This window comes from Nodosilinea sp. P-1105 (assembly GCF_012911975.1).
Lineage (GTDB): Bacteria > Cyanobacteriota > Cyanobacteriia > Phormidesmidales > Phormidesmidaceae > Nodosilinea.
This window is the reverse complement of record NZ_SMDQ01000050.1, coordinates 1-24,575: the sequence shown is the minus strand read 5'-3', so window position 1 is coordinate 24,575 and position 24,575 is coordinate 1. Positions and strand designations below refer to the sequence as shown.

Here is a 24,575-nt window from a genome sequence, read left to right as displayed (position 1 = left end):
TTAAACGTCCTTAACAGTAAGTTGATTTCTGCCTCAGAGTACTAGTTTGGCTATGCAAGAGTCTGAAGTTGCAAAGGCAAAGATTTTAATAGACCATGAGAAAATTGTTGAATTTTGCCATCGCTGGAAAATTACTGAACTTGCGCTATTTGGCTCCGCCCTAAGGGAAGATTTTTGCCCAGAGAGCAGTGATATTGATGTGCTTGTCTCCTTTGCCCAAGAAGCGCACTGGACACTGTTCGACTTAGTGGATATGGAAGCAGATATTCAACAAATTTTTCAAAGAAAAGTTGACTTAGCCAGTCGTCGAGGGATTGAGCGCAGCCAAAACCATCACCGTCGACAATCTATCCTTAATTCTGCCAAAGTTATTTATGCTACCGCGTGAGCTAAATTATCTAAGGGATATGTTGAATGCGGCACGGTTAGCTCAAGATTTTGTCGCCGGAATAGATTGGGCAACCTTTGAAGTTGATTTAATGCGTCAAGCGGCGGTTACCCGTCAATTTGAAATTATCGGAGAAGCAGCTCGCAGAATTTCTACTGGAACTCAAGCGAAAATTTCAGATATTCCCTGGTCTAAAATAATTGGAATGCGTAATCGCTTGATCTACGAATATGATGATTTAGATCCTGAGATAATTTGGGACACAGTTCAACTTGCTTTGCCAGAATTGATTGAGGCTTTAGAAGCTATTGTTCCTCCGGAGGAAATATGAAAGCGTTATCATGAGGGTCTCATCAAGGTTCAGGGGAATAGCTAAACGGGTTGCTAGACTACCGCTCAATTATGACTTCCTTTGAGGGGTTTAGCCCAACTTGCGTCGGCCTCGCTCAATGGCGGTTCTGGGGCTTGGCTATAATCAATCACTAAACCGTAGCCGGAGCGATCGTAGATCCCACCCAATAGCTGCTTTAGATTTACAACTGGGGCGGCATCTTCAGGTTGCAGTGGTAGGGCAAAGCCAGGAATTGGATCTGCCAGATTAAACCCGTACCATTGTGCCTGGGGTCTCAGGTTCTGGGGACTCACCAAAATAGAGTAGGTGGATGGGGCTACCCACCATATTAGATTTTAGGTCAGCTTCAAGACGGCCATGAAGGCTTCTTGGGGAACATCCACTGTGCCGATCGCCTTTAGCCGCTTCTTGCCTTTCGCCTGCTTTTGCAGTAGCTTTTTCTTCCGGGAAATGTCACCGCCGTAGCATTTGGCCAGCACGTCTTTACGCAGGGCTGGGATGCTCTCGCTGGCAATGATGCGACTGCCGATGGCGGCTTGCAGGGGGATTTTGAACTGGTGCCGGGGAATCAGCTCTTTCAGCTTTTCTACCAGAGCTTTGCCCACATAGTAGGCCTTGTCGCGGTGGACAATGGAGGCCAAAGAATCGACCGGATCGCCGTTGATTAAGATGTCAAGGCGGGCAAGGGGATTCTCGCGGTAGCCGATCAGGTGGTACTCCATGCTGGCATACCCCTTGGTACGGGACTTCATCTGGTCGAAGAAGTCAGTCACCACCTCCGCCAGGGGGACCTCGTACACCAGGGTGGTGCGGCCCTGGGCCAGGTACTTCATGTCTTTGAAATCGCCCCGACGGGACTGGCAGAGCTCCATCAAGGGGCCGACATACTCTTCCGGAGTGATCATTTCCAGGCGCACGTAGGGCTCTTCGATTTTTTCCCTAGCCTGGGGATCGGGCAGGGTGCTGGGGTTGTCAATTTCCAGCACCTCTCCCTGGATGGTGGTCACCCGGTAGATGACCGAGGGGGCGGTGGTAATCAGATCCAGGTTGTATTCCCGTTCTAGGCGCTCTTGGACAATTTCCATGTGCAACAGCCCCAAAAAGCCGCAGCGAAAGCCAAATCCCATGGCACTGGAGGTCTCGGGCTCATACTGCAAGGCGGCGTCGCTGAGGCGCAGTTTTTCCAGGGCTTCCCGCAGTTCCTCAAACTGGTCTGACATGGTGGGGAACAGGCCACAGAACACCATGGGTTTAGCCTCGGTGTAGCCGGGTAGGGGCTCGGCGGCGGGGGCCTGGGCCAGGGTAATGGTGTCGCCCACCCGGGCGTCTTCTACGGCTTTAATGGACGCAGCAAAGTAGCCCACTTCTCCGGCATGGAGTTCGTCTACCTGGACCTGGGTGGGGGCCAGTACCCCCAGTTCATCAATTTCGTATTCTTTGCCAGAGGCCATCAGCCGTACGTTGTCTTTACGGCGAATGCTGCCATCCATCACCCGAAAGTAGACGATCACTCCCCGGTAGGGGTCGTAGTAGCTGTCAAAAATCAGCGCCCGTAGGGGTTTGTCAGTGGTGTCTTCGGGGGGTGGCACCAGATAGACAATGGACTCTAAAATCTCGTCGATACCTACCCCTTCTTTGGCGGAGGCTAAAATGGCGTCGCTACAGTCTAAGCCAATGATGTCTTCAATTTCCTGCTTGATCCGATCGGGTTCGGCCCCGGGCAGGTCAATTTTGTTGAGGACGGGGATAATTTCCAGGTCGTTTTCTAGGGCCAGGTAGACGTTGGCCAGGGTCTGGGCCTCGACCCCCTGGGAGGCATCCACCACCAGCAAAGCCCCTTCGCAGGCAATCAGCGATCGCGACACCTCATAGGAAAAGTCCACATGGCCAGGGGTGTCAATCAAGTTCAGGATATAGTCTTTGCCATCTTTGGCCCGGTAGTTCATCCGGGCCGCCTGTAACTTAATGGTAATGCCCCGCTCTCGCTCCAGGTCCATACTGTCGAGGAACTGGGCTTTCATCTCGCGATCGCTGACGGTGCCAGTACGCTGGAGCAGCCGGTCAGCCAGGGTCGATTTGCCATGGTCAATGTGGGCAATAATCGAGAAATTGCGAATTTGAGAGACGGGAACCTCTGTCATACAAGCGTGACCAATCCATAAAAAAGTTAACAGGCTGCCACTATTGTAGTGGGTTGCCTTGTCCAATGCTCATCGCTAATCATGTGGGGATTAGTCTATAGATAGAATACCCTTAGAATTAGCGACGCAAAAGGATATAGGTACTGGTATGGCTGAGTCAGGTTCCCTCTCGTCAGAAAAGGTCGAGCTGTCCATTCAGCTCGATAAAGAACTGCTAGATCAAGTCGGCCATCTAACCCAGGACCCCAGCAAAGTGATTGAGGTGGCCCTACGACAATGGTTACGGGGCGATCGCCGTTATGAAGACGACTTAGTTCGCACCCTCCCCCGCAATCCCACGGTGCCGCCCAAAGGCGAGTGGAACGACTAACCTGCCTAGGGGTGTCACCCCTCATACTCTTGGCATTCGCCCCACCCCTCGGTTAGGATTCGGGAAAATACACCTAGCCGCTTTGCCCCATGGGTCAATCTGACCTGATGACATCTGTAAACTGTGCCCAAGACGTTACCCAGGCTACCCCGATCGCCTCCAAAGGGGGTGAGCCGTCTGGGGTAGTGATGTTGCTTAACCCAGCAGGGGTAGTGGAATCCGTACAACCCCTAGGGGACAAGTCAATTCAGCCAGCACTGGCGGCGAGTTGGGTAGGGCGTCATTTGGCGGAGGTGATTGCTTTTGACCCCAACCCCAGCCTGAGTCAAGCTCTGGAAACAGTGATGTGCCTAGGGCCAGGGGTACAACTCTCTGGCCGCTGCCCTCTCGGTGCCCATAGCTTGGCGAGTCAGTGGCATTTACAGGGTATACCCGGTCCCGATGGCCAATTGTTTCGGATCAATGCCATTGGCTACTGGCTCAATCTAGAGAGTTTGGGGGATAACCCTTGGTTTGTTCCTAACCTGCCGCCCCCTGGCCATGTGGCCCTCTTACCAGAGGCCAGCAGTCCCAATGATTGTGCCCAATTGCAAGCCTACTCTCCCCGGCTCAACCAAATTACCCGCAATGTGCGTTGGACCCTGGATTTAGACATTATTCGGCAGCAGACGGTAGAAGGGCTGGGTGATCTGTTTGAGGTCAATCGTTGTATTGTTTGCAGCTACCATCCAGATACTCCGCAGACATTGGTGGTGGCCGAATATTTGCAGACGAGGGACTGGTCCAGTTGGCAAGGGCAGTCACTCCCCCCTAGCGAACTTCCTCACTTGGAGGCGACCGCCAAAACCTCCATCGCTCTCTTGACCCAATCCCGGGCCCATAGCGATCAGTCTCTGGTGGCGGTGGCCACCCGCTATCAAAAAGAAATTAACGGTTTCATTTTGCTCTACAGCGTGGGCCGCTCCTGGTCACAGGTGGAGCTAAGTTTAATTACTGATTTGGCGGATCAGGTGGGCACGGCGATCGCCCACGCCACCTTGTTTAGCGAAAGTCATGCCCTGGCCATTAAGCTGCAACAGGCAAACGCCAGCCTGATTGACAAACAGCGGGAGTTTCAAGCGGCCCGTCGCCAGGCAGAAGAAGCCCGTCAGCAAGCGGAAGAAGCCTCTCGGCTAAAAAGCGAATTTTTAGCCAACACCTCCCATGAGTTGCGGACTCCCCTCAACGGCATGATCGGTTTTTTACGGCTGGTGCTAGACGGCATGGCCGATGACCCCGCTGAACAAGAAGAATTCATCCAGGAGGCCCACAAGTCGGCGATTCACCTGCTTGATTTAATTAATGATGTTTTAGATATCGCCAAAATAGAAGCAGGCAAAATGGCCATTGACATGGGGCCAGTCAATCTACAGGAACTACTCGTAGACCTGGGCAATTTCATGCGTCCCCAGGCAGAGCAGAAGGGCTTGTTTTTGGACATTCTGCTCCCTGCCACTCGGGATGAGATTGTGGTGCATAGCAACTATCAGCGCCTGCGGCAGGTGTTACTGAATTTAATGGGCAATGCGATAAAGTTTACCCACGAAGGGGGAGTCACCATTAAAGCCGAGGTTAAGCCCCAAAAAGCAGACTACAAAGATCAGACTTGGCCGGGGGTGGTGAAAATCAGCGTCGCCGATACTGGCATTGGGGTTTCCCTAGAAAAGCAAGACCGACTGTTTCAAAGCTTTAGCCAGGTAGACGGCGATCGCACCCGTCAGTATGGCGGCACTGGTCTAGGCCTGTTTATTTCCCAGCGTCTGGTAGAAGCGATGGGAGGAGTGACGCAGTTTATCAGCATGGGGGAAGGCCTAGGATCAACGGTCACGTTCACCTCTCTGCTGTATCAAGAGCCGGTGATGATTGATAAGGAACCGTTATATCCGCCCACCGCCTAGGCGATGCCCCTAAGCGATGTTGGTCCACCAGATGTAAGTCAACAGGCCCATCACCGCCGTTCCGGCCAACACATCCCGCTGCTGTGCCACGAAATACCTAGCGCTAGCCCCAAACTCCCGCAGGGCTCTGCGTCGGGTATGGCCTAGCTCTTGCATCAGCCGTTTGACCTCGATGTCCACCTCGTCGATGGAGAGTTCGTCGCGGCGATAGGCTGCTTCGATATCGTCTAGCTTGCGCCAATAGGTTTGGGTAGCACCCAGCAAATCAGTTAGCATCGCGCCGACTCCTTCGTGAACTTTTGTAACTTGTTGTTAATATTCTAACGTTATGGGCTTTTGCCGGCCAGGTTAGCCCCTTAGCCCAATGGCTAGTGGTAGGGGCTGCTGAGGTGTGGGCACCCTAGGGCCAGACGTTTCAATCCAGATCTCAATCCCACCGATGGAGATACCCCATGACCCACAAGCGTGCCCCCAGCAAGATTTATCCCAAGGTCAGTACCCTGCCCCGCCAGCGGACTGAGGCAGATCATTACCTGGATATGTACAAGCTGACCGTAGAAAAGAAACGGATTCAGCAGGAACTTGAGAACATGAACCAGCGCCGTCAAAGACTCTTGGCTCGTTTGGCCGACATTGAGCAGCAAACGGAGGGTTTAGGGGACCGCGCTGAAGGGTCGCCCCGGCCAGCATCGGCACCAGCAACGCCTAAACAATCACCATTGCGGGCGAGTCACTCTATCCCAACCAGTGCGGTTTATCTACCCGATCGCGCTAACCCGTCACCCCCTCAGGACTACAGCACGGTGGTGCTGGACTATTAAGCCGACAGCGTAGAATAGATCCTATGAAGGTGCTTTTGCTGGGCTTAATTCATAGTTATCGCCAACTGCTGTCACCCCTGCTGCCGCCCACCTGCCGGTTTACGCCGACCTGCTCGCAGTATGCGCTGACGGCGATTGAGCGGTTTGGGCCACTGCAGGGAAGCTGGCTGGCCACCAAACGCATTTGTCGCTGCCACCCCCTCCATCCTGGCGGCTACGACCCGGTGCCTGAGCTTACCGCTGTGGCCCAGGCTGATCCAGCCCATGGGGCGGAAGCCACTGGCACAGAGGATTAGATAGACCGTTACATTCCGTTATATCGGCAAAAAATTTACGAATGTATAGAAAACCCGTCAGGGTTAGACCAGCTTGCCTGGTTGCGTCGGCCTACTGGTAGGTTTTTTTAGGGCTCAGCCCATTTCGAGTTCCACTAGCTTCCTTTAATAGCGGCAGACTTTTCAAGGTGAGTCACGGTTTCAGCCCGTTAGGGCAGCCATAGAGAGTGGTTGGGGGGCGATCGCCAAACTACCAGAAGATTTAAGATAATTATTTTGTTATTGTTCTTATTTAATATAATTCAGACTGCAAAACATGGTGAGAGTAAATTATGAGTCTTAAATGGCCTCTATGGAATTTATATGACTCTCAAGTCATTCAAAATCCATTTTTCGCTCCATTACAGGTTGATCTATTTTTTTCACCCCTTCCCAAGGCCCAAGGGGTATCGCCATAATCCAAACAGCCGAAACACCTTGGACTGCGTTCGTCAATCGGCGTAGCCCAATCCGTCAGACAGAGTTGTCAGACATTCACCCAATCTCGGCCCTGGCCATGGCGTGTCTTTACTATCCGACCCTATGGTCAGGCCAAGTTAGGGTCTATCCGCCCATAACGTTGAGACTCATCCCCTATGGAAAACCAGACTTTAAAGCTTTCTGTGTACGGCAAAGGGGGCATTGGTAAGTCCACCACCAGCTGCAACATTTCGGTGGCCCTGGCCAAGCGGGGCCGCAAGGTCTTGCAAATTGGCTGTGACCCCAAGCACGACAGTACCTTTACCCTCACTGGCTTTTTAATTCCCACCATCATCGACACCCTGCAAGAAAAGTCTTTTCATTACGAAGACATCTGGGCCGAGGATGTGATCTACAAAGGCTATGGCGGGGTGAACTGTGTGGAAGCGGGTGGCCCCCCAGCCGGGGCCGGCTGCGGCGGCTACGTGGTGGGTGAAACCGTGAAGCTGCTGAAGGAACTCAATGCCTTTGACGAGTTCGATGTGATTCTCTTCGACGTATTAGGTGACGTGGTGTGCGGCGGCTTTGCCGCTCCCCTCAACTATTCGGACTACTGCATGATCGTCACCGACAACGGCTTTGATGCCCTATTTGCCGCTAACCGGATCGCCGCCTCTGTAAGGGAAAAGGCCCGTACCCACCCCTTACGGCTGGCCGGGCTGATTGGCAACCGCACCTCCAAGCGCGACTTGATCGATAAATATATTGAGTCGGTGCCCATGCCGGTGCTGGAAGTGCTGCCCCTGATTGAGGATATCCGGGTATCGCGGGTGAAAGGCAAAACCGTGTTTGAAATGGCAGAGACCGATCCAGCCCTGGAGCCGGTATGCCAGTACTACTTGAACATTGCCGACCAGATTTTAGCCCGGCCTGAAGGGGTGGTGCCCAGTGAAACCCCCGATCGCGATCTGTTTAGCTTGTTGTCCGACTTCTATCTGAACCCCCCTGCTGATGCCCCCAAGCAAGAAGTAGATGAGATGGAACTGATGATGGTGTGACCCACCCCTACCCCTCCCAAGCGGGTATTTGCCGAACTGTCCCCTCCTTTGGAGGGGTGCCCGCAAGGCGGGGTGGGTTCCACGACCTGGGCGACCCATCCCTACCCACTTCGACAAGTTGCCCCTCCGGGGCCGCTACGCGCTAGCGAAGCCATGCCGCAGGCTATACAGCGCAGGCCTCCCAGGAGGGGATTTACCGCAGACTTTTTAGCAAAAGCTAATTTGGGAGGACTTCAAGGAGGTGATAATTTCACGAAACTGCACAACCTAATCCATGGTGTTGTGCAGCCTCAATAACAATTCAATTCCATTGCTGCAAAAAATCCGCTCAATCAAGTTCTAATCCTGAATGGCTGCATTATCATCTGTACGCAGTTGTTCAAACGAACACTTAACCTACAGCGATTTAGCAAAGAGTCAGGATTATGGCCTTTTTTGAGAACTTTACCCAGGTAATCCGTCAGAAGTGGTTGGATTACGTCCAGTCGAACCGAGCCTGGCTAACCCTGCAAATGCAGCAGACCTCGGTGCGTACCCCAGATGGGGGGCGGCGTCCGTCTTCGTTTTTGGTGCTGGGGGTGGTCAACGCCCTGGAGCCCAAGCTGTCGAACTTGATGGTGCCTTTCTACCAGCTCAATTCTGACGAAGATGCGCTAGTGGAGGTCTTGGGACTCAACTTTGACCCCGAGATGGTGCTGGATAACAGCGACATGCCCCAAACCATTGACGCTAATGACGATCACCCGTTGCTGCCAGATTCCCCCGATATGTAGGTCGGTTTTCTGGTTTAATCAATCTCTGGACATGAGGTTGGTAAACCCCGCCCGAGGCATCTGTGAATAGCAAACAACTGCGGCGATCGCTCAAAGTCAAGTGGTTAACCTACTACCGAGACAACCGCGAGTGGATCGACAATCTGGGTATTTGGGTCACCAGTGACGGGCAGCGGCGACCCTCGTCGGGCTTTATTTTAGGGGTCTTGTCTACCCTAGAACCCGATTTGAATAGCCTGCTGCCGCTGGTGGTGGATTTAAGCAGCAACCCCGACCGAATTATTGCGGTCCTGGGTTTAAATATCAGTCCGGCTCAAGAATTAAAGGCCCTGGAAAAAGCGCAGCGTATGTTGCCCGGCAGTGACCAACCCGAGGCCACGCTGGCATCGTCCCAACCTAAGGTAATTGAGCCAATCAAAGCCTCCCCGTACGATGATGAAGCCTGTACTGGTGTCGGTGGCCGAGAAGACGATAGACCCAGGACATAATGTCCTTCACCTAGGGAGATCCCCTGCTATGACTTTGGCCCAAACCCAACCCCAAGCTCTGGAATTTGACTGCGATACCGGCAATTACCATACCTTTTGCCCGATCAGCTGTGTGGCCTGGCTGTACCAAAAAATTGAAGACAGCTTTTTCCTGGTAATTGGCACTAAGACCTGTGGCTACTTTTTGCAGAATGCCATGGGGGTGATGATTTTTGCCGAGCCCCGCTACGCCATGGCCGAGCTGGAGGAAGCGGATATCTCGGCTCAGCTGAACGACTACGAAGAACTGAAGCGGCTGTGTGAGGGGATTAAGCGCGATCGCAACCCCTCCGTGATCGTCTGGATCGGCACCTGCACCACCGAAATCATCAAAATGGATCTAGAAGGGCTAGCCCCCAAACTGGAGCAGGAAATCGGCATCCCCATCGTCGTTGCCCGGGCTAACGGCCTCGACTACGCTTTCACCCAGGGGGAAGACACGGTGCTCGCCGCCATGGCCCACCGCTGCCCCACCGCTGATCAAGTCACCAGCGCCGAAGAAAAGGCAGAACGCAACAGTATTCAAAAACTGCTGAGCTTTGGCCGTAAAAAAGAGGATGTAGCCGCTGAAGAAAGCGAATACCACGACCACCCACCCCTGGTGCTGTTCGGCTCCGTGCCCGACCCCATCGTCACCCAAATCACCCTAGAGCTGAAAAAGCAGGGCATTCGCGTCGATGGCTGGCTGCCCGCCAAACGCTACACCGAGCTGCCCGTGATTGACGAAGGTTACTACGTGGCTGGGATCAATCCCTTCCTTTCCCGCACCGCCACCACCCTGATGCGCCGCCGCAAGTGTAAGCTGATCGGGGCCCCCTTCCCCATCGGCCCCGACGGCACCCGCGCCTGGGTAGAAAAAATCTGCTCGGTCTTCGGCATCGAACCCCAGGGCCTGGAGGAACGGGAAGCCAAAATCTGGGAATCGGTGGAAGACTACCTGGAGATCATTCGCGGCAAGTCGGTCTACTTCATGGGCGATAACCTACTGGAAATCTCCTTGGCCCGCTTCCTCACCCGCTGTGGCATGACCGTACAAGAAATCGGCATCCCCTATATGGATAAACGCTACCAGGCGGCAGAGCTGGCCCTGCTAGAGAAAACCTGCAATGAGATGGGCGCACCCCTGCCCAAAATCACCGAAAAGCCCGACAACTACAACCAGCTCCAGCGCATCCAAGAGCTGTGCCCGGATCTGGTGATCACCGGCATGGCCCACGCCAACCCCCTGGAGGCCCGCGGCATTAGCACCAAGTGGTCGGTGGAGTTCACCTTCGCCCAAATCCACGGCTTCACCAACGCCCGCGACATCCTAGAACTGGTGACCCGCCCGCTGCGCCGCAACGACAGCCTGAAGGACCTGGGCTGGGAGAAGCTAGTGAAGGAAGAAGCAAAAGTGTAGGCCAAAAGTAAGACTAGAAGCCGGGTTTCTTGGAGAAACCCGGCTTCTTTGCTATGTGGCCGCAGCGTTGACATAATCTCTATTGTTGTTGACCAGATAGAATAGAAGTACTTTCCCATCAGCCATATCTAGCTAAACAGCCATGACAGATCTAGAACTGCGCCAACTGGTTGAGAGCACCGCCCGCACCGCCCAAGCTATCCTAGAGGCTCTCGGCTAGAACGCGAAGAAACTCACGCTCAATTTTACGAGGGATGCAGCGTATGATGCTATCCAGCCTCTGACCAACTCGCAAGAGAAGGTAATTAACTTACTGACAACACTAGATAGCAATGAATCGTTTATTTTAATGACCTTAAGCAAAATCAATAAGTCATCAAAAAACGGAATTTTATCAGATAAATCACATGATAATCTCGAACTTCTTTTTCGATAGACCGCTCATACTTCTGACTGAATATTTTTTGATTGCTCTTATGCTTAGAGTCACTCTTCAGGGAGTTGTTCGCACATTACTGGTGACTGCTTTCGCGATTGTAATCATCATAGCTATCGAAGCTTCTCCTTATCAAAACTCTGATGATATTCAGTCACTCATAGAAAATTTTCTGATGTGTTTTTTTGTAATTGGAAGCTGTTACACTCTGGAATCTTCAAGAATTATAGAGCAAGGGACAGAAGGATTAGTGGAGCGATTAGGCAGATACCACAGAAAATTGAGGCCAGGATTAAATTTTGTCGTACCCTTTCTTGACAAAGTTGCTCAAGTGATTTCCGTTCGAGAGACTTTCGTAAGCATAAAAAATCATAAAGCCATTACAGTAGATTGTATTCCTTTAAAAGTAGATTTAATAGTCTATTGGCGTATTTTAGAAGCAGAGCTAACTTACTACGCTATTGATGATGCTGAGGCTGCCTTGTTAGAGATTATACTTTCCTCGATCAATGGAAAAGTTTGGAATTCAGTTTTTTTTAACACAGAATCATTAGATTCAAAAATAGCTTGGTGGGATGAATTTAATAGGTTTCTTCTTTCCTCATTAGATGAGGCAACTGAGCCTTGGGGCATCAAAGTAACACGAGCAGAACTTCAAAGTATTGAATATACTTTAGAGAGTCTTGATTCAAACACAATCTCAATTGTCTTTCAAGAGGGAGTAGATTGGAATGTTTTCAAAGATTCACTTGATCACGTAGGAGAGACATTTAATCACTGCTTTGAAAATATCATCCCGGTGTTAACAGTCGAAAGTATTGAATTGAGTGAAGACAAAACCTTTACTGTAAATCTAACTGTTCCCGAAAATATTTCTAAGGATAAGATTTTTGTTGCTTTTCTAAAGCATTATTATACCTATGCCTCAAAAAGTCCTCATCCAAATGAGGACATGCGTGAAGAGAGGCATGGCAGAACAATAGCGTCCTTCGAGGAGGTTATTGAAGTGCTTGCAAACGCAAGTAGTTAGAAATTTTTATGAAAACTCACTCTCTTATTTCTTCTCAGACTTCTTTCCTCCCGGGAAAATACTTTGCCTGAGCTTTAATAGCCAAAAGAATTACGACGCCGATGTCAACATTCTATCTTCAATTGCTTTCCAGGTAATAGGAGAGACTCGAATCGCAGCTCGTTTGCAATCAATAGAAAGATTGCATGCATATAAGTAATTTTTTATATCTGCAAGATCTTGGGATTCAATCCTTATGGAACTTAAATCTAATCCGAGTGCATTAGAAAAGCCATCTATCATATTTCCCAAAAAGCCAAGTCTAATTTCAGAAGAATCTTCATTTTTGGGTACCCTATCTCTTAAGCTTTTAATTAGATAAAGAACTCTTTGATTCACCTCGTCACTTATGAGAAAGGCTTTGTAAAGTGATGCAACTCGACTCTCATATAAAGTAATAACACCATTTAATCCGCGAACAGAAATATAAGATTGATCCCAGCCAAAATCAATACTCATCTTATTTGCGATATCAAATAAATGCTTTCGAACTTCCATGAAATCATTCGAAAGATTAATTCCCTGCTGACCAGGGATTTTTCCATAGAAGCCAGCTTGACTTATATTTAAATCATGCAAAACTGAAAAGATGAGGTATGTTGCATGTAATCTATTCTTTAGAGAAGAATTCTTTTGGTATACATTTTCCTGTATTTCAGGATAGTGCTGAACAGCTTTAACAAAATTATCGACCAAGTCAAATATCATAATTAAGGGATTATGGATCAATATGGCAGCCATTTTCTTTTCTATCATTAGTAATAGATCATCTGAGCCGGATCTCCCATGTATTAAACCTGATACTAAGATGAGTACCTCTTTCCATCTTTTGTTAAAAAGTTCTTCTTGAACCAGAGACGAAATAAGCTGGTTTTCAATAATGTATTGGGCTGTTAAATACTCTTGTAAGGTTAGGTGTGAAAATGAGTAAACATCTTCTGCTCTTTCAACAAGAATGCCTTGCTGAACTTCAATGGCCTTGAGAACAGATTCACCATCCAAATATTTTGGCGCATTCAAGTTGCTTTCCAGAAATTGTTTTATTTGACTAGAGATCTCTTTCCTTATAAAGAAAAGTCGATCAGAAACAAATCCCTCAAATGCAATCTCAGATAAAAGAATTTCTTCAAGCTCAACACTTAAGCCTTCATATATTGCTTCTCTCATAATTCTTTTCTCTGCAGCCCACTCTTCCAATAGAATCCTCAATGCCTTTTTATATAAAGAGCTTCTATTGTCAGGAAAAGCTTGAGATCTATCAAAGATCAAGCAAAGAAAAGTCAACAATAGTGGAGTATGTGCAAGCTCTTTGGCCGAGGAATTTTCCGGCTGAAGTAATGCATTCCAACAGTTTTCTGCTGTTGATAATTCTATATCGACAGCAGATTTAAACCAATTTTTAATAAAACTGTAGATTTGCTCTTCATCAAAATTCGCCATTTCTACATCACTAAATCCTCTGAGATAACTTCGATAAGCTGCTGTTCTACAAGATGAAATGTAACGATTTTTTTTGTATCTATCTACAAAATCTTGGATTTTTGTTAGGACTAGATTTAAATTTCCAGCTGGAACCTCATCTATTCCGTCAAAGATGACCAACAAGTTACCTTTGTCCAAAGCGTTTTTTGTGAAAGTTTGTGCTGACGGAAAACCACAGATATCAAATTCATTAGCGATTATTTTTATAATATCTATGTCTTTTGATTCTAACCGCTTTAGTTCAATCAAGACAGGAATTTTTCTATGAGAATACTTGCCTCTTTCTGCTTTTATTGCCTCAAGTGCAACCTTACGCAAAAAAGTTGACTTGCCCACACCAGGTCCACCAAGGACCATAAGAAATTGCTCTCTGTTGGCAACATCAATTCCTGATTTTTGGTTTTTCTTATTGGCTTTTGGAGAGAATCCTCCAAGCCTATCACTTCGATATTCTCTCTCCAATGATTCGACAGAAGAAAATCGTATTATTTCAGTGAAACTTAAAAATTTAACCGCTGTATAGATGCTGTCTAAGTTGACTGGCTCACGCATGCCCAGTACTTTGATTTTACAGTGACGATCAGTATAACTTTCGATATACCTCTTAGATGCCTCAAAGTATCGTTGCTTTAAATCGTCGCTTATTCTTTTTCCTACTCTGTTTAGGAATCCACCACCAGTTTCTTTTGCACTATCGATTGCAACGCTAGCTAAGCTTCCTGCTGTAGCCAATAGAAATGATTCTAGAAAGCCAGTCATAAGAGCATCTCGATTAATTCAAGTTTATTGAGAATAGCATCCTGCTGTTGAGAGTTAAGAACGAGGTTTCAAGGGTTTTAGCCATCGGCTTCTGGGGCTAAGTCAATTTTTCGAGGTGCCCATAAGCAAAATATTTATACAAACTTTGAGTGTTGATCTGGATTATGCTACAGCGGTTCCTGGACGCATGAGGTAAACCTCTACTCATAGAAGCCTTGAAGCTTATAGGTTTGGGGCGCTACTCTTTATCTCATCCGAGTAAGAACCGCTATAGTTGACTAGTGACCTCTCATCATACTGATTCTTACTGAAACAGTGAGTTGCCTCAACTTCATTAGCTTTTCTAGAGTCATTCTGCGGAATTTGATGGTGATGATGTCTTGATACTGCATGTACCTTGAGCTAGGTGTAATAAAACTTTATGCTTTATCTTCGCCTTGAATGATTTCGCCTAGGTATAAGTTTACAAAATCCTGGGCAGCATCAGAACTTAGCTGATTCAACGCCGCTGTAATCAACGTAATCGTGTCGCCACCGGGGTCAGTGCGCTCATGGGTCCAGCGGTAAACCACCGTGCGCTCAATCCCCATTGTGACCGCCAGCTTGTTCTGGCTGATGCCATAGGTCTCCAAAACCTGTTTTAACACTCGCCCTGCCTTTCCCATACCCCAATCATGTCAGGGGATAATGAGGGCGTAAATGTGAACATACTTATCCACATCGTGTATAGTCTTGAATGTGAGCATATTTGTTCACATTGTCGTACTCCCCATCCTGCACCCATGTCAGAAGACTTCATCCCCAACAGCGAAATCTACAGCGCCCCACCCAGCAGCCCCGCCCCCACCCAGCCCAGTCGCGAACCCATCCACATCACCGTCATCGGCCCTGCGATCGGCGTCGACCTGCTAGTCAAAACCCTGCACCACCTCGGCTTTGCCGAATCCCGAGCCTGGAGCAAACTCCAAAACGACCCCAACACTGGCAGACCCATGCGCATCCTCACCAAATGGCTGCGGTATTAGGCGACTATTCTATTCACCCACCTGTCGCAGCGCTCGGCCACCTTAGCAATTCCCTCATACCAGCTTGCTACAATGCGACTTATTACCCTTTGGCAGAGATAGCTCAGCGCCCATGACAGACTCAGAACTGCGCCAACTGGTTGAGAGCAACGCCCGCACAGCCCAAGCCATCCTAGAAGCCATGGCCGAAGCACGGCTTGAGCGCGAAGAAGCCCGTGACGAGTTCTATGCAGGTATGCAGCGGGTGGATGATGCAATACAGCGTTTGACCACGCTGCAAGAGGGGGTAATTAACTTGCTAGCCTCTCTGGACGAAGATCGCCCCACCGTTCTCCGAAAGCTCAACAGTATCGAGAACAAAGTCGATCGCCTGCTGGGGACCTAGCCACAGTGTTTTCTGTAGATGAGCGGGTAAAGCATGTCCGATTCACAGAAGACACAATCAGCGTCAATCTGATGGATGGCCGTACCATTGCCGTGCCGCTGGCCTGGTATCCGCGATTGCTGAACGCATCGCCCGAACAACTAACCCAGTGGGAAATTTGCGGTGGCGGCTACGGCATCCATTGGGAAGCTCTGGACGAAGACCTAAGCACCGAAGGAATGCTGCGCGGCGCACCGGCCCCAGAGGCGAGGGCAAGATGATGGGTATGTTTGAAGAATTGGATGTCGTTACGCTGACCCGCGATATTCCTGAATATGGCTTATCAAAGGGTAGTCGGGGTGCGATCGTTTATTGCTACGCGGATAAGCAGGCTTTTGAGGTGGAGTTTGTAGCTGAGTCGGGGGAAACCTTGGCCCTGCTAACTCTGGGAGCAGGCGATATTCAAGCTTATTGCCCTCAGTAGTCGGTTGATGCTGGGGGAGAGGGCGATTTGCGGCGATCGCACTCCTGAGGCAAGAACATCCTTATAAGTTCATTCCTTACTCAAAATTTCTTGAGGTGCTTTTCGACCTTGGTATGTATTATCGAAGTCAGTGTCGAAGCTGACTAAAATAAGGTCGTACTGCTCAGCGGTAGCGTATTGATAGGCATCATCATAATCCAGGTTTTGTTCGCGCATGGTGCGCAAAACAGACGATGCCTCCATGGGAGGCAAGCTGAGCAAGCCAACATTCCCCTCAACAAAAGCATCTTGAATAAATTCTTGCAGCGGGGTAGACAGTTGGCGACGAGTCAGCGCTAGGGCAATAGAGTGAAACGTGAAATCACTCATCGCTAAGTTTTCTGAGGGGATCGCCTGTAAAAACTCACCGACAATAGCAGCCTGCTGTTGATTGAGTAGCCTTTCTAGCCAAATGTTTGTGTTAACCAGATACACGGCTAGCCCAATCGTCCACAGTTTCTTTTTGCAAGCTAAGACTCGTATAGGCATCACGATACGCTTGCATCGCACCAGCCCAATTTTGGTTTAGACGATGGTTAGGGTTGTGCCGCTGCTTCCTAACCAACGCCGTAACAAAATTGATCACTTCCTGCTGAGCCTGGGGCGGCAAATTTTGGATCTCATTCACAATAGGATGCATAGCGAAGCTAGTCCTTACACTTATCTCAATTGTAGGTCAGGCCGTTCTTGAGTCCAGAGTTGCCACCACATACAGCAGATCAGGCGCTAATCCTCAACGATAGTTCCCAGATAGAGCCGCACAAACTCCTTCGCCGCCAAGGGATTTAGCGTTTTCAGTGCCTGGGTAATCTGGGCGATATTTTCAGCGCTGGGGTCAAGCCCGTGGTACCAGCGCCCCACATTGGCGCGACTGATGCCCATCGTCACCGCCAGCTTATTCTGGCTAATGCTGTAGGTATCCAAAACTTGCTTCAGTGCGTCGCTTGCCCTTCCCATGCCCTAATCCTGGCAGAGCTGCACCCGAAGGTAAATGTCACACTTGTGGATACACTGCGCCTGTGCTAACGTCACATTTGTGACTACATCACGTGAGTATCCCCATGTCAGAAGAATTCATCCCCAACAGCGAAATCTACAGCGCCCCGCCCAGCAGCCCCGCCCCCGCCCGCCGCGAACCCATCCACATCACCGTCATCGGCCCTGCGATCGGCATCGACCGGGTAGTCAAAACCCTGCACCACCTCGGCTTTGCCGAAGCCCGAGCCGGTCGCAAACTCCAAAACGACCCCAACACTGGCAGACCCATGCGCATCCTCACCAAATGGCTACGGTATTAGCCAATATCAGGCGGATGCTCACCCAGTTTGACCCACATCCTCCTAACCCGAGTCATCTGGGAACGATTCATCCTCAGCGTGCCTACTGTAGCCCGCCCGATCGCCGTCAACCCAATGACTTCAGTAGCTTCAGCATTCCAGGTAAAGTGGTCACTCCAGCGCTGCTGATGGGGATGAAACAGCGGGGTAACGACCTGAGTTTCTGGGTCTACAGCGGTTTGACGACTGGCCTTATGGCGATTGCAGCTTGGACAGGAGAGGCAAAGGTTTTCAAAGACGGTAGCGCCACCCGCTGAGAGCGGCACGATGTGCTCAAACTCAAAGGTACTGACGGTCAATGCCTCTACGGTACGACAATAGGCGCAGCAGTTGGCAAAGCGATCGCGAATCTGGCGCTGCAAAACGCTGGGAACGTAAGCACTCACGGGGCCAGTGGCCTCAGATGATCCAGGGTGTAGCGGGCTCTAGCCTTGAGAATATTGAGGTCGTCTACCCGTGCCAGAAGCCGATCGAGCGTAGCCAAGTCGTCTCCTGACAGTGCTCCCTCAATATTGCGGCTCAATAAATCATTGAGCTGGTTCTGAGCGTCCACCGACAAGGCACTTTCTGCCAGGGCCACTAGCTCATCATGGCTTAGGCCCGTGAGTAACTCAGAGTCACTACGGGCAGCCGTTAGCTTCTGGTAGGTAACTAAATCTAGCAAGACGGCTACTCTCTCGCCTGCTTCATCGGTTACGTAGCGTACATCCTGAACCATGGCTGACTCCGCGACTGGCCAAAATTAGCATAGGGCTAAGCTAATTTTAGCTAGTGCAGCCTCATCCTCAACCCAAAGCCTCCAGAGTGGCAAGGTCGCTTTCCAGTTCTTCCTCGTCATAGCTGCGCTCAATTCCCTCCTGGCTCAGCAATTCATGGAACTCCCACTTGCTCAGACTCGCCAGTTCACGGGCCTTGCCAAAGGACAGCAACCCTTTTTGATACAAGCGAATAGCCAGTTCTTGCTGAAGCCGAGTCAGGCGCTCATCCTCAGGTAACCGCAAGGCTTCGGCAAGTTCACTGGAAATTTCTAAGGTAAGTTTGCTCATTAGAAGTCGTATCCCCGAATTTCTCGTAAGAGAGTTACGCTGTCTGGGGCGATCGCAGGGGGTGTCCATCGAGCCTGATGAATATCTTGCAGAATCTTCGCTTGGCTCTGCCGCTGAGCTTCAATATCCAGCGCTCGTTGAAGCAACGTCACAATTTGCTCGTTGATAGAACTAGACTGAGATAGAGCCATACCCTGGATTTGGGTATAGAGAGCATCGGGTATCTCTAGAGCACTAAGTTGAGTCATCGGCTTTCTCTCCTGGCCTGCGGTTTGGGAAGGCTTGTGTTATTCGGACGTAGTCTAATTGGGCTGAATCATGCGCTCACGGTGGGCTGCAAAACTTAGACAAGCCAGAATATCAGTCTGGGTGAGGTAGGGAAAATCATCCAGAATTTCCTCATAGGTCATGCCAGAAGCCAAGTATTCCAACACATCGTAAACCGTAATCCGCATACCCCGAATACAGGGCTTGCCGCCACGTTTGCCCGGCTCAATGGTGATGATGTCTTGGTATTGCATAAAAGCATCTTTGCTAGACATGTTCCAACCGCTCAGCAATCCACACCTTAATAATTGACTGGCGACTGACTCCCAACCGCAGCGCTTCCCGATCCAGTGCCTCAATCATCCAGACGGGGAAATCGACATCAATGCGCCGCTGCTCGTAGCCGGGACGTCTGAGCTGAGATAGATCCAGGTTATCGATGATGTCCTCCTGGTTCTCATCAAACTTTTGGTCAAATGCTTCTGCCTTCATACAGCTCCACCTCCCGCTGTCGTGCTCGTCGAACTGAGATAATGCGAACCCTACCCTCTCGGTAGGTGACGACCGCTGCCCACACCCTTGCACCAATTTTCCCTACGATAACCAATCTCGGCTCATCTGAGGTGCGAGCAGGCACCTCAACGCGATCGTCATCCTGCCAGAGCACCTGAGCCTCGACGAAATCCACCCCATGCTTGAGCTTATTGGAGCGGCTCTTGTTCTCATCAAACTCAAATTCCATCACCTATGACTCGCTGTCCGGATCATCCTCGACGATGCTGCCCAGGTAAAGTTGCACAAATGCCTTAGCCGCCAAAGGGTTCAGCCCTTTGAGTACCTGAGTTATCTCTACAATCGTTTCCGAGGACGGCTCCCGCTGGTCATGTACCCACTTGAATACCGCAGAGCGATCAATCCCCAAGGCAACCGCCAGTTTGTTTTGGCTAATGCCGTAGGTCTCTAAAACCTGCCTGAGTGCTTCGTTTGCCCTTCCCATGCCCTGATCGTCCCAAAGGATGGCGACAGGGTAAATGTTGTCTACATCGACAACATGCGCTACAGTTTCTTTTGTGGTCTCACTAGACAACATCAAGGACGCAACCCATGTCAACCCATGTCAGAAGACTTCATCCCCAACAGCGAAATCTACAACGCCCCGCCCAGCAGCCCCGCCCCCACTCAGCCCAGCCGCGAACCCATCCACATCACCGTCATTGACCCTGCGATCGGCATTGACCTGGTCGTCAAAACCCTGCACCATCTCGGCTTTGCCGAATCTCGCACCGGTCGCAAACTCCAAAACGACCCCAACACCGGCAGACCCATGCGCATCCTCACCAAATGGCTGCGGTACTTACTAGTACTCTGAGGCAGAAGTGACTCGCCTACTTCCACAAACCCAGGCCTTTGCGTAGAGCGGGATTTCCTTTCTCCTAAGAAACAAAACCTAATCGATGCCAAAACACCCTGATTGTCGCCAAACTGGAAACAGTTTTGTTCCTTCCACTTTGTGCTCACCCCAGCGGGGTCAGTGGGAAGCTGCCTTTTGCCTTCTTACTTCTGCCTTTCTGTACTAGAGCATTTCAAGGGGGGTGCTCTCCCAGCTTTACCCATAACGTTCTTACCCGAATCAGTTGCGGACGATTCATCTTGAGAGCAGCTACGGTAGCACGCCCAGTAGCGCTTAATCCAACGACCTGGGTAGGCATCAGCATTCCAGGTGAAGTGCTCGTGCCAAGGTTGCTGCTGCGGATTAAACAGCGGAGTAATGGCCTGTGTTTCTGGGTCTACCGCGTCTTGACGATTGGCCTTGTGGCGATTTTTTTGCTCTAGCAGCAACTTGGGTATGCGAATGCCCTGGGAGTTGCCAATCTGGACGATGCGAGTTCTAATAGCGGTGCCCATCGGGTGTAAGCCCATTTGTATTGAGTAATTACATTGCAGATACTTCTACAACAGCACGTCAATTTGAAACAGGTCTTTATTAATATGCAGTCTGACCCGGAAGCCGGGTTTCTATGGCCGCCTGCTAGAGGCCCAGGGCTATTTTCAATCGGCTGAGGGTGGCGGCTTCATCATCACTGACTTTTTTACCCATGCCGAACAACCCACTACCTGCCGCCTCAGCTACCGCTAAACCACAGTCATAGATAAATTGCTTGTACTCGCTAATGTCTGCCTGGGTAGCTTTGCCTTCAACCACCTGGAGCGCTGTGGTAATGTCGGCGATCGCATTGTCGATGATCGCTCCAGATTGGACATCCTCTGGGTTGATATTGGGCTTGTCTAGTTTAATCTGCTTACTTTTCAAGGTTTCTTCTGAAAAGGCCGCCTGGATAATGACATTGTTAGGATATTTTTCAGCTGCCCCAGCCACCTGCTTCGATAGGGCTGCCGCTTCAATCGCCGTAGATACAATCCCCATGTCAACCATGGCCACAGACAACCCGGTGATCATCGGAGCCTGAATGATTGCCCGTAACTCTTCAGTGGTGAAAGTACCCATGACAAACCTCAAACTATGCAATCTCTAGCACTTGACCCGTCGTGTGTTAATGGCATCAATCAATCAGCCAAATCCAGAAGCCAAATCCAGGTTTGGCATTCTCAGCCCGCCGGGTTGCAAGGCGGCCAACCACGCCTGACACCTAGCACCCGGTAACTTTTCCCACTATAGATCGTCTGGGGTATCAGGGGCGACCTCAATGCCAGCGCTTCTGGGCAATTGCGGCGGCTCGTCTGCCACTAGATCGGCAAAGTCATCCACAGATACATTCATCGCTTCGCAGGCGGACCTTAAAGCCGCCTGAAACTTGGCTATGTCATCGCCGTAGCCACATTGATGAGCCGCGATCGCTAGGCCTCGTGTGGCATTTGCCCTTGCACAGTCAATCAAGATTACTCCAGTCAGTGGGGATGAACTAGCCATAAACAACTATCGGTTAAACAATATAACCCATACATACAGGCACGGGGCGACTCTGACATCTATCTACTGATTGGTTTGTTAGTCGTCAACTATCGAAACTCACCCAAAGGCAGGGATGGGGCGACTAGCATTCCCAACGACAGGCAGATGAATCAGGCTGATAATTTCGTTTTAATAAACTATAGATGAAAACCAAAAGTGGAGAAATATTAAACACTCTATGGGTATTAACATTGGCCTTTCCGAACAGCAACGTCATGGTGTCGTAGACATCCTTAATAAGGTGTTAGCCGATACTTACCTGTTGCTCATTAAGACAAAAAAGTATCATTGGGACGTGGTTGGTCCTCAGTTTCGCACCCTACATCAGCTTTGGGAAGAGCACTACGAAGCGTTGACTGTCAGCATTGATGAAGTCGCCGAGCGAGTCCGTACTCTCAATGGCTATCCATTAGGCACTGCCGAAGGGTTTCTGAAGCATGCTTCCTTGAAAGAGCACCCTGGGGATCTACCTAATGCTAATGAGATGGTGCGTCGGCTTGTGGTTGACCATGAGCAGGTGATTCGCAATCTGCGTCAATACGTGGACCAAACTGCTGATGAATTCCATGACGAAGGTACCTCAGACTTTTTGACAGGTCTGATGGAAGAACACGAGGAAATGGCCTGGATGCTACGTTCCTTCATTGAAGGGGAAGCCCTAGATCCCAGTGGCAAACGGGAAAAGGCGATCGCGTCATAGCTTATTTCTAGGCACAGAAGTGTCATAGTTTGTAAAAGGGTACAGCTTAGCTGTGCCCTATGCTTGATCTTTCTGCTGCCTTTTGCCCCGTACTGCTATGCCGACCGTTACCTTTCCCCTGCCCTACCTGCAACGGCTCACCTCAACCCCGCCCCAGTACCTGGAGCAGCAAGCTTTTGACTATGGCCTAGATGCGGTATTGACCGAGCACCATCTAGAAGTGGAAGTGACGGCCGAGCGCCCCGATTTACTGGCGGCAGAAGGCTTTACCCGAGCTATCAATATCTACAATGGCCAGTCCCGTGCTTTGCCCCAACAGTTGCACTCCTCCGGTCTGACGGTGACGGTAGATGAGACTGTACAAAGCCTACGCCCTCACCTTGCGGCTTTAGTAGTCAGAGATGCTCATCTGCAGAATGGTGGTCTGGAGGTGCTGATTCAGTTTCAAGAGAAAGTCACCCAGACCTTTGGACGCCAACGAAAAAAAATTGCGATTGGGGTTTACGACTTAGATCAACTGGTTGGGCCTTTAACCTACACCGCTGTCTGCCAAGACGATCTGATCTTTGTGCCACTGGGGAGTCAGGAGGTCATGACCGCCCGCCAAATTTTAGTCGATCATCCCTCTGGGCAACTTTATCGCCACACATTGCCCCCGGAGGATAGGGTGCCGGTGCTGCAAGATGCCGAAGGTACGGTGCTATCTATGCCGCCGATTGTGAATGCGGTTGGCATCGGGGAGGTCACCCCCCAAACGCGCCATCTGTTCATTGATGTCACTGGCATTTTGGCCAAAACGGTGCTAGAAACCATTAACATCTTGGCCCATAACTTTTTGGATACTGGTGCTCAGGTGCAAACGGTGGACATTGTTACCCCTGAGAAAACCCTGGTTACCCCGAGTTTAGACCGTCGCCCCATAACCTTTTCTGCCAAGTATTTGAATGAGATTATGGGTACCGCCATCCCCAAGGCAAATTTGGGACGGGTGCTGTCTCGGATGGATTTGTGCGTGACCGGCACTGACGTTGTCCACGTGCCCACCTATCGGACGGACATTTTTAGCCAGGTGGACATTGCCGGAGATCTATTGGTGGCCTTAGGCATCGAGTCGTTACAGGCTGAACCCCTGGCGGTTAAGTTTCATATGGGGGATGCCCTAGCGTTGCGGCAATTTGGCTTTCAGGTGGGGGATTTAGCCCAGCGCATGGGGCTGATGGAGGTGAAGAATTACATTCTGACTGACCCAGATATTCTGACTCGATTTGCCCCGGACTATGGCCACACCAGTAATGCTAAAAGCCGGACCTCTAGCGCGACTCGCCCTCTATTACAGCCGGGGTTGTTGGATATTTTGTCGCGAAATATCAATGCTCCCAAGCCGATTAATATCTACGAAACAGGGGATGTATTACAGTTAGGAGCCGATGGGGCGATCGCAGAACATTACCGATGGGGTTTTGCCAGCCTCGATGCCCGGGCCTCGTTTAGCACCGCCAAGGCCTATATCCAAACCTTGCTCAAGGCGTTGGCCATTCCCTATACCCTGATAGCCTGCGACGACCACTACTACCTGCCTGGTCGGGCTGCTACGGTCCTGGTAGAGGGCGACCCCGTCGGCCAGTTTGGAGAAATTCATCCCCAGGTGCTAGGGGCGTTCTCGTTCCCAGAACCTGTGTGTGCCGGAGAACTAGACTGTCGGCTACTACATCAGTTTCGCACCCAAGGGATGATCGTAAACCGTGAACCGTAGACCGTCCCTCCCACGGAGGGGCGCCCGTTCGCGCAGCGTTCTGTAGGAAAGGGCGGGGTGGGTGCTTCGGGCTTGCTTGACCCACCCCTACCCACTTCGACACGCTCAGCGCAGGCCTCCAAAGGAGGGGATTTCGGACTTTGATGCCACCAAATCTCTACATCTGCCAACCCTAACTTCAAGACTTGACGCTACACCAGTACTATGGGGCAGAAATCAACCTACTGTTCAGGACGCTTAAAATCCTTGCGCAGCAACAATTTTTCCTTAGCGGGTGACAAGGGGACTCAAAGCTTCAGGGGACAATGCTTTGAGAGAATAGGAAGGACAAAAAATAGGGAGT

Annotated in this window: 36 protein-coding genes and 1 pseudogene; 19 read left to right on the top strand and 18 right to left on the bottom strand. The window is 50.4% G+C overall.

Translation table 11 applies throughout. The annotated features are described in order from the left end of the window. The first annotated feature begins 52 nt into the window (after positions 1-52). Together E1H13_RS18605 and E1H13_RS18600 are read left to right on the top strand one after the other, a co-directional pair. Positions 53-388, top strand: a complete 336-nt coding sequence (locus tag E1H13_RS18605; RefSeq protein WP_169615416.1) for a nucleotidyltransferase domain-containing protein — start codon at positions 53-55, stop codon at positions 386-388. Beyond that, positions 375-719 (top strand): DUF86 domain-containing protein, encoded by a 345-nt coding sequence (locus E1H13_RS18600; protein ID WP_169615414.1) that lies wholly within the window; start codon positions 375-377, stop codon positions 717-719. The genes E1H13_RS18605 and E1H13_RS18600 overlap by 14 nt, the downstream gene beginning before the upstream one ends. 65 nt (positions 720-784) lie before the next feature. On the opposite strand, the gene E1H13_RS18595 is transcribed toward E1H13_RS18600, so the two are convergent. Together E1H13_RS18595 and lepA are read right to left on the bottom strand one after the other, a co-directional pair. After that, positions 785-1,069 (bottom strand): DUF4058 family protein, encoded by a 285-nt coding sequence (locus tag E1H13_RS18595; RefSeq protein WP_169615468.1) that lies wholly within the window; start codon positions 1,067-1,069, stop codon positions 785-787. Between the two features lie 6 nt (positions 1,070-1,075). Beyond that, the gene (gene lepA, locus E1H13_RS18590; protein ID WP_169615412.1) at positions 1,076-2,881 is read right to left on the bottom strand and encodes a translation elongation factor 4; all 1,806 of its coding nucleotides are present in this window, start codon (positions 2,879-2,881) and stop codon (positions 1,076-1,078) included. Positions 2,882-3,029: 148 nt separating this feature from the next. Between lepA and E1H13_RS18585 the strand changes: the two genes are divergently transcribed. Both E1H13_RS18585 and E1H13_RS18580 read left to right on the top strand, forming a co-directional pair. Then, on the top strand, positions 3,030-3,251 hold the full coding sequence (locus E1H13_RS18585) for a hypothetical protein (RefSeq protein WP_169615410.1): 222 nt from the start codon (positions 3,030-3,032) through the stop codon (positions 3,249-3,251). Positions 3,252-3,340: 89 nt separating this feature from the next. Then, entirely contained in the window at positions 3,341-5,188 is a 1,848-nt protein-coding gene (locus tag E1H13_RS18580) for an ATP-binding protein (RefSeq protein WP_240966718.1), read from the top strand. Between the two features lie 9 nt (positions 5,189-5,197). Here E1H13_RS18580 and E1H13_RS18575 read toward each other — a convergent pair whose 3' ends face one another. Continuing rightward, positions 5,198-5,464, bottom strand: coding sequence for a hypothetical protein (locus tag E1H13_RS18575; RefSeq protein ID WP_169615408.1), 267 nt, complete (start codon positions 5,462-5,464; stop codon positions 5,198-5,200). 176 nt (positions 5,465-5,640) lie between these two features. Between E1H13_RS18575 and E1H13_RS18570 the strand changes: the two genes are divergently transcribed. From E1H13_RS18570 to E1H13_RS18540, 7 genes are all read left to right on the top strand, one after another. Beyond that, entirely contained in the window at positions 5,641-6,009 is a 369-nt protein-coding gene (locus tag E1H13_RS18570; RefSeq protein ID WP_169615407.1) for a gas vesicle protein, read from the top strand. A gap of 23 nt (positions 6,010-6,032) precedes the next feature. Next, positions 6,033-6,305 carry a membrane protein insertion efficiency factor YidD gene (yidD, locus tag E1H13_RS18565; protein WP_169615405.1) on the top strand — a complete coding sequence of 91 codons (273 nt, stop codon included), beginning with the start codon at positions 6,033-6,035 and terminating at the stop codon, positions 6,303-6,305. 614 nt (positions 6,306-6,919) lie between these two features. Then, positions 6,920-7,801, top strand: coding sequence for a ferredoxin:protochlorophyllide reductase (ATP-dependent) iron-sulfur ATP-binding protein (bchL, locus tag E1H13_RS18560; RefSeq protein WP_169615403.1), 882 nt, complete (start codon positions 6,920-6,922; stop codon positions 7,799-7,801). Between the two features lie 425 nt (positions 7,802-8,226). Further along, positions 8,227-8,574 (top strand): DUF5331 domain-containing protein, encoded by a 348-nt coding sequence (locus E1H13_RS18555; RefSeq protein ID WP_169615402.1) that lies wholly within the window; start codon positions 8,227-8,229, stop codon positions 8,572-8,574. A 62-nt stretch (positions 8,575-8,636) separates the two neighbouring features. After that, positions 8,637-9,062: a DUF5331 domain-containing protein gene (locus E1H13_RS18550; protein ID WP_169615400.1), complete on the top strand. Its 426-nt coding sequence runs from the start codon at positions 8,637-8,639 to the stop codon at positions 9,060-9,062. Positions 9,063-9,090: 28 nt separating this feature from the next. Next, the gene (locus E1H13_RS18545; protein WP_169615398.1) at positions 9,091-10,500 is read left to right on the top strand and encodes a ferredoxin:protochlorophyllide reductase (ATP-dependent) subunit N; all 1,410 of its coding nucleotides are present in this window, start codon (positions 9,091-9,093) and stop codon (positions 10,498-10,500) included. Between the two features lie 518 nt (positions 10,501-11,018). Next, positions 11,019-11,966: an SPFH domain-containing protein gene (locus E1H13_RS18540; RefSeq protein WP_169615397.1), complete on the top strand. Its 948-nt coding sequence runs from the start codon at positions 11,019-11,021 to the stop codon at positions 11,964-11,966. 90 nt (positions 11,967-12,056) lie between these two features. On the opposite strand, the gene E1H13_RS18535 is transcribed toward E1H13_RS18540, so the two are convergent. Continuing rightward, the gene (locus tag E1H13_RS18535) at positions 12,057-14,246 is read right to left on the bottom strand and encodes an NACHT domain-containing protein (RefSeq protein ID WP_169615396.1); all 2,190 of its coding nucleotides are present in this window, start codon (positions 14,244-14,246) and stop codon (positions 12,057-12,059) included. A gap of 419 nt (positions 14,247-14,665) precedes the next feature. Continuing rightward, on the bottom strand, positions 14,666-14,911 hold the full coding sequence (locus E1H13_RS18530; protein WP_169615395.1) for a helix-turn-helix transcriptional regulator: 246 nt from the start codon (positions 14,909-14,911) through the stop codon (positions 14,666-14,668). Positions 14,912-15,028: 117 nt separating this feature from the next. Here E1H13_RS18530 and E1H13_RS18525 point away from each other — a divergent pair, with 117 nt between their 5' ends. The 4 genes from E1H13_RS18525 to E1H13_RS18510 all read left to right on the top strand — a co-directional run bounded on the left by E1H13_RS18525 (position 15,029) and on the right by E1H13_RS18510 (position 16,119). After that, positions 15,029-15,271 carry a hypothetical protein gene (locus E1H13_RS18525; RefSeq protein WP_169615394.1) on the top strand — a complete coding sequence of 81 codons (243 nt, stop codon included), beginning with the start codon at positions 15,029-15,031 and terminating at the stop codon, positions 15,269-15,271. A gap of 112 nt (positions 15,272-15,383) precedes the next feature. Beyond that, positions 15,384-15,656 carry a hypothetical protein gene (locus tag E1H13_RS18520; RefSeq protein WP_169615393.1) on the top strand — a complete coding sequence of 91 codons (273 nt, stop codon included), beginning with the start codon at positions 15,384-15,386 and terminating at the stop codon, positions 15,654-15,656. Between the two features lie 5 nt (positions 15,657-15,661). Further along, entirely contained in the window at positions 15,662-15,916 is a 255-nt protein-coding gene (locus tag E1H13_RS18515; RefSeq protein ID WP_169615392.1) for a DUF2442 domain-containing protein, read from the top strand. A 5-nt stretch (positions 15,917-15,921) separates the two neighbouring features. Beyond that, positions 15,922-16,119 carry a DUF4926 domain-containing protein gene (locus E1H13_RS18510; protein ID WP_169615391.1) on the top strand — a complete coding sequence of 66 codons (198 nt, stop codon included), beginning with the start codon at positions 15,922-15,924 and terminating at the stop codon, positions 16,117-16,119. A gap of 69 nt (positions 16,120-16,188) precedes the next feature. Here the strand turns inward: E1H13_RS18510 and E1H13_RS18505 are convergent, their stop codons facing one another. Together E1H13_RS18505 and E1H13_RS18495 are read right to left on the bottom strand one after the other, a co-directional pair. Next, the gene (locus E1H13_RS18505; protein WP_347404188.1) at positions 16,189-16,593 is read right to left on the bottom strand and encodes a PIN domain-containing protein; all 405 of its coding nucleotides are present in this window, start codon (positions 16,591-16,593) and stop codon (positions 16,189-16,191) included. A gap of 291 nt (positions 16,594-16,884) precedes the next feature. Continuing rightward, positions 16,885-17,115, bottom strand: a complete 231-nt coding sequence (locus E1H13_RS18495) for a helix-turn-helix transcriptional regulator (protein ID WP_035986420.1) — start codon at positions 17,113-17,115, stop codon at positions 16,885-16,887. Between the two features lie 104 nt (positions 17,116-17,219). Here E1H13_RS18495 and E1H13_RS18490 point away from each other — a divergent pair, with 104 nt between their 5' ends. Continuing rightward, positions 17,220-17,456, top strand: coding sequence for a hypothetical protein (locus E1H13_RS18490; RefSeq protein ID WP_169615385.1), 237 nt, complete (start codon positions 17,220-17,222; stop codon positions 17,454-17,456). Here the strand turns inward: E1H13_RS18490 and E1H13_RS18485 are convergent. The 8 genes from E1H13_RS18485 to E1H13_RS18450 all read right to left on the bottom strand — a co-directional run bounded on the left by E1H13_RS18485 (position 17,453) and on the right by E1H13_RS18450 (position 19,898). Further along, on the bottom strand, positions 17,453-17,881 hold the full coding sequence (locus E1H13_RS18485) for an HNH endonuclease signature motif containing protein (protein ID WP_169615383.1): 429 nt from the start codon (positions 17,879-17,881) through the stop codon (positions 17,453-17,455). The two genes, E1H13_RS18490 and E1H13_RS18485, sit on opposite strands and share 4 nt — an antisense overlap. Next, a complete protein-coding gene (locus tag E1H13_RS18480) occupies positions 17,878-18,213 on the bottom strand; it encodes a hypothetical protein (RefSeq protein WP_169615382.1) in 336 nt (111 codons plus the stop codon). Before E1H13_RS18480 ends, E1H13_RS18485 begins: the two co-directional genes overlap by 4 nt. Before the next feature lie 67 nt (positions 18,214-18,280). Then, the gene (locus E1H13_RS18475; RefSeq protein ID WP_169615380.1) at positions 18,281-18,541 is read right to left on the bottom strand and encodes a UPF0175 family protein; all 261 of its coding nucleotides are present in this window, start codon (positions 18,539-18,541) and stop codon (positions 18,281-18,283) included. Next, the gene (locus E1H13_RS18470) at positions 18,541-18,789 is read right to left on the bottom strand and encodes a hypothetical protein (protein ID WP_169615378.1); all 249 of its coding nucleotides are present in this window, start codon (positions 18,787-18,789) and stop codon (positions 18,541-18,543) included. The genes E1H13_RS18475 and E1H13_RS18470 overlap by 1 nt, the downstream gene beginning before the upstream one ends. A gap of 54 nt (positions 18,790-18,843) precedes the next feature. Continuing rightward, positions 18,844-19,062 carry a DUF433 domain-containing protein gene (locus tag E1H13_RS18465; protein ID WP_169615464.1) on the bottom strand — a complete coding sequence of 73 codons (219 nt, stop codon included), beginning with the start codon at positions 19,060-19,062 and terminating at the stop codon, positions 18,844-18,846. Positions 19,063-19,075: 13 nt separating this feature from the next. Then, positions 19,076-19,300: a CopG family transcriptional regulator gene (locus E1H13_RS18460; RefSeq protein WP_169615376.1), complete on the bottom strand. Its 225-nt coding sequence runs from the start codon at positions 19,298-19,300 to the stop codon at positions 19,076-19,078. Next, complete coding sequence (locus E1H13_RS18455; RefSeq protein WP_206070684.1) at positions 19,281-19,550, bottom strand: BrnT family toxin; 270 nt, start codon at positions 19,548-19,550, stop codon at positions 19,281-19,283. Before E1H13_RS18455 ends, E1H13_RS18460 begins: the two co-directional genes overlap by 20 nt. Before the next feature lie 3 nt (positions 19,551-19,553). Further along, positions 19,554-19,898, bottom strand: coding sequence for a helix-turn-helix transcriptional regulator (locus tag E1H13_RS18450; protein WP_347404187.1), 345 nt, complete (start codon positions 19,896-19,898; stop codon positions 19,554-19,556). A 24-nt stretch (positions 19,899-19,922) separates the two neighbouring features. Here E1H13_RS18450 and E1H13_RS18445 point away from each other — a divergent pair, with 24 nt between their 5' ends. Beyond that, positions 19,923-20,177 (top strand): hypothetical protein, encoded by a 255-nt coding sequence (locus E1H13_RS18445; RefSeq protein WP_169615372.1) that lies wholly within the window; start codon positions 19,923-19,925, stop codon positions 20,175-20,177. 455 nt (positions 20,178-20,632) lie between these two features. Here E1H13_RS18445 and E1H13_RS28060 read toward each other — a convergent pair. From E1H13_RS28060 to E1H13_RS18425, 3 genes and pseudogenes are all read right to left on the bottom strand, one after another. After that, a pseudogene (locus tag E1H13_RS28060) lies at positions 20,633-20,713 on the bottom strand (AbrB/MazE/SpoVT family DNA-binding domain-containing protein); the annotation flags it as partial. A gap of 124 nt (positions 20,714-20,837) precedes the next feature. Then, a complete protein-coding gene (locus tag E1H13_RS18430; protein ID WP_169615370.1) occupies positions 20,838-21,314 on the bottom strand; it encodes a hypothetical protein in 477 nt (158 codons plus the stop codon). Between the two features lie 165 nt (positions 21,315-21,479). Continuing rightward, positions 21,480-21,737 (bottom strand): hypothetical protein, encoded by a 258-nt coding sequence (locus E1H13_RS18425; protein ID WP_169615368.1) that lies wholly within the window; start codon positions 21,735-21,737, stop codon positions 21,480-21,482. Positions 21,738-21,957: 220 nt separating this feature from the next. Here E1H13_RS18425 and E1H13_RS18420 point away from each other — a divergent pair, with 220 nt between their 5' ends. Together E1H13_RS18420 and pheT are read left to right on the top strand one after the other, a co-directional pair. Continuing rightward, entirely contained in the window at positions 21,958-22,479 is a 522-nt protein-coding gene (locus tag E1H13_RS18420; protein WP_169615366.1) for a Dps family protein, read from the top strand. A 97-nt stretch (positions 22,480-22,576) separates the two neighbouring features. After that, the gene (gene pheT / locus E1H13_RS18415; protein ID WP_169615364.1) at positions 22,577-24,232 is read left to right on the top strand and encodes a phenylalanine--tRNA ligase subunit beta; all 1,656 of its coding nucleotides are present in this window, start codon (positions 22,577-22,579) and stop codon (positions 24,230-24,232) included. Positions 24,233-24,575: the final 343 nt, after the last annotated feature.